The following is a 3,544-nucleotide window of genomic DNA, read 5'->3' on the forward strand; positions in this document are numbered from 1 at the left end:
AACTGCCAGGAAACGTGGATTGACATTGGCAAAGACCGACTACAATCCACACAAGAAAACGACCACTCGAAAGAAGGCCAACCGCGCCCGGAAAAAGGCGGCAAGCACAAGCAGTAAGCCGATTCGAGTCAATGGTAAGCAAATTGTGATCATTAATCACAATCGGCCGAAGTTTTCCAAGAGTACCCTTTCCCGTCGACACGGCGCTTGGCAGAAGTACGGCAATCTTGATTTCTTGAATCGGGCGACAACCGCCAATGCATTACTAAACAAGAAATTAATGCCAACTGGGGAAAGAGAGCCGCTCTACTTTGACCCAACCGGCTGGCACAACAAGCGCATCAAGGGTGGCTGGCTGTATAACCGCTGTCATCTAATCGGCTATCAGTTGACCGGGCAAAACAATAATCCGAAGAACCTGATCACCGGAACCCGGTCGCTGAACACCCCAAGTATGCTGCGGTACGAAAATCAAGTTGCCTACTACCTCCGCGGAAGCTACAAGCACTACATCCGTTACCAGGTAAGACCGGTATTCAAAGGCAATGATTTGCTGGCAAGCGGCGTTCAAATGCAGGGTAAATCAATCGGCAGCAACAAAGTTCACTTCAACATTTATATCAAAAACATTCAAGCAGGCGTCAAAATTAATTACAAGACTGGTACCAGTCGCGTCGGTTAATTGATGATTGAATGAAAACAGGGCATCCCTTGGTTGGGGTGCCCTGTTGTTTTGTCTTATTTTCACTGACATGAATCATGTTCCCGTTTGCTGAACTATAAATTAATGAGCCCCCATCTTGTTGACTCATATATACTAAGTTGGATCTGTTAGACTCGGGGATTTTTGGTATACCGAATTGATTTAGTAAAGTTTCTTCACATTCATCTGTGTTGTAGCACGTCAACATGTCGCCAAGTACAATAAAAAGTAAGGCCATTTCATCTGACCTTACTTTTTGAATATTAACATCCAAGTTCATTCTATTTACTTAACCCATCATACGTATAATATGCTTTAACAGGATTTCCATACGTTCCACTATCTGCCTTATATGCACTGAATGTATATTGAACCCATTCGTTAGTGTCAGTAACTGGTACCTTTTCAAAGTCTCCATCTGGACTAAAGACTGGTATTTTAACTGACTTTAATGTCTTTAACGCAGAATTATTTACATATCCTGTTGCAGTGTCTTCAGTAAACGCAGCTCCGGGAGCTCCACTAAATTCGTCAAAGTTTAAGCCAGTTGAAATGAATTCCGATTTGGCTTGATCAACAAATCTTTCAGAGATGCCATCATAAGCGGCCTTCCGAACAGCAGCATCCTTAATACCACTTAAGAAGTTAGTTAACAAATCTTTCCCATTAGGGTCTGCTAATTGAGCTGCTGTCACGTTAAAGGTTCGATTTGTTGGCGTTGCAGCTCCAGTAGCAGTTGGACTTTCAACAAATTTATCTTGAGTTACCTCGCTCGGGATTGAATACCCATTTGGAGTCTTACTATACACCCCGGAAACTCCTTTAAGGGCCGTAAGTGTCTTATCGTCTGAATCCTTTTGCTTACCATAAGGCGTAATGGTACTTATCCCATTCGTAACCGGCACCACATTCAGATAAACCTGCCCACCATATTGTCCGCGGGCAATCGTATCGATTTGGCTGGTACTCAGTGTGTTACCGCCCGAAAGCTGGTAGCCTGAGTTTGCCAGTGCTGTGGTGATTTGGCTTTGAATGGTTGCTTTGTCGCCATCGCTTAACGTCCAGTTGGTGCTGCCGCTGACCGCGGATCCAACCGTGGTTCCCTTGGTTGCGCCGCCTTTAACAAAATCAATTGTTTTCAGCGATGTGCCATCAGGTTTACGGAAATTAATTCGCAGTGCGTTGTCAGCAATGTTAGTCACGGCATTCACCGAGATGTTAACAGAGCTACCAAAATTAGTCTGAGCGATCTGGGCAATTTGAGCTGTCGTCAACGTATCCAACGTGTAACTGGTTCCGTTCAATGCATCCCGAATTTGATTCAAGATACTTGCACGGTCAGACATGCTGATGGTCCAGTTACCGTTATCGCTGTACCCAAAGTTGGTTCCCTTCTTGGCACCATCACGGGTGACTGTGATGGATTTAATCACTTTACTATTGTCTTTTGGATCGACCAAATTAATCTGGATTGCGTTGTCGGCAACCGGAGCTTCAGTCTGCTTCAAGCCGCTGTATAAAATCCAGCCGTTCGCAGGCGAATTGGCGTTTGTGGTATCCGTGATGTGAACCCATTGGTCACCTTCACGCGTCCGCGTTCCCACTTGATCAATCTTGAATGTGCTGTTGGCGTATGGGCTGGAATCCGTAATCGCCCGGCCAACCTTGTATTGCGTCCATGCCGGCTGTTTGTAGGTCACGGTCTTGCCGTCATTAGCAGTCCCAGGGCTGGCAATCTTGTATGTGGCCTTCTGTTGTGTATCAGTCAAGCTGGACAGGTTCTGGTTTTTAAATGTGTCAAACGCTGTGATTCCGCCGCCAAATACTGATTGAACCTTACCACCGTAAATCCAGCCACGATAGGCACCGTCATAAGTGACTACCTTATAATAAACCGATCCACGATTAGTTGTCGCTACCCGATAAGCCCGCACGTTGTTCTGTGAGCTTTTGGAATTAGCGATCTTCTTCACGGTGGTTGTCGATGCGACCTTCTTGGCACCTCTTAATGTACCTGCCTTAGTGTAGAGGGCATTTGAGCCGGTAAAGTTAACGTTCCGACTGGTTGGGGTGCTGGTCATCTTGTGATTTGACGTTACCCGCGCATAACTCTTGGCGTTTGCTGATTGAGCTGTGGCGGTTCCCGCAGCTGCAACAAATCCTAAAGCAACTAATGACACGAATAATGATTTCTTGAGATTAGACGTCATAAAAGTACTCCTCCTTTACAAAACTTAACAAATATCTACTCCTTGGGTACATTTTCATTATAAAGGACCTATACTTTCGAACTCAATTTTAAACTCTGAAATCAAATGACTTTCCATTTTGATTCCCCAGACACTCATTCACCACTTGACTTTTAGCCGGTTTCCTCGTTTAATACAAGTGTACAAATAACTTAATTAATCATTTTGTGGTCTGGGGTGCTGAAAAGCTGAGACAAACCCATGGAACCTGACGCAGTTAGTACTGCCGTAGGGAGACCATTTTAGTCAATCAGTTTCTGTGAAAACGACTGAAAGCCCACTTTGAATTTCAAGGTGGGCTTTTTAATGTCATTGGTTTAACGGCTCCTGGGCAAAATGGTGGGAAAGGAGCGGTGGTTTGTTGTTGTCTGTTACCATATTTTGAAACTAAATTAGGAGGACTATTTTGAAAACTTCAAGGACTTTTACCGACCAAATGCATGAACTTGCTCAACCACTTTGGCTTCAAAGCGTCAATCATCCATTCATCAAGCAATTAATCTCTGGTGAACTGCCAATGTCGACCTTCCGCTATTATCTTCTTCAAGACCGCTACTATCTCAGTGAATTCGGCAAGCTTCACGACCTAATT

At 44.6% G+C, this 3,544-nt stretch carries 2 protein-coding genes, 1 pseudogene and 1 riboswitch; of the genes and pseudogenes, 2 read left to right on the top strand and 1 reads right to left on the bottom strand.

From position 1 onward, the window contains the following. Positions 1-682: DNA/RNA non-specific endonuclease (locus AB3112_RS09680; protein ID WP_367334387.1), on the top strand; the 682-nt coding region annotated here is incomplete at its 5' end. Positions 683-984: 302 nt separating this feature from the next. Here the strand turns inward: AB3112_RS09680 and AB3112_RS09685 are convergent. Further along, on the bottom strand, positions 985-2,913 hold the full coding sequence (locus tag AB3112_RS09685; RefSeq protein ID WP_085012848.1) for an S-layer family protein: 1,929 nt from the start codon (positions 2,911-2,913) through the stop codon (positions 985-987). A 202-nt stretch (positions 2,914-3,115) separates the two neighbouring features. Beyond that, a riboswitch (TPP riboswitch) is annotated at positions 3,116-3,204 on the top strand. A gap of 184 nt (positions 3,205-3,388) precedes the next feature. Between AB3112_RS09685 and AB3112_RS09690 the strand changes: the two are divergent. Further along, positions 3,389-3,544 (top strand): annotated as a pseudogene (locus AB3112_RS09690) (thiaminase II); the annotation flags it as partial.

The sequence above is a fragment of the Lentilactobacillus sp. genome (genome assembly GCF_040773105.1).
Lineage (GTDB): Bacteria > Bacillota > Bacilli > Lactobacillales > Lactobacillaceae > Lentilactobacillus > Lentilactobacillus parabuchneri.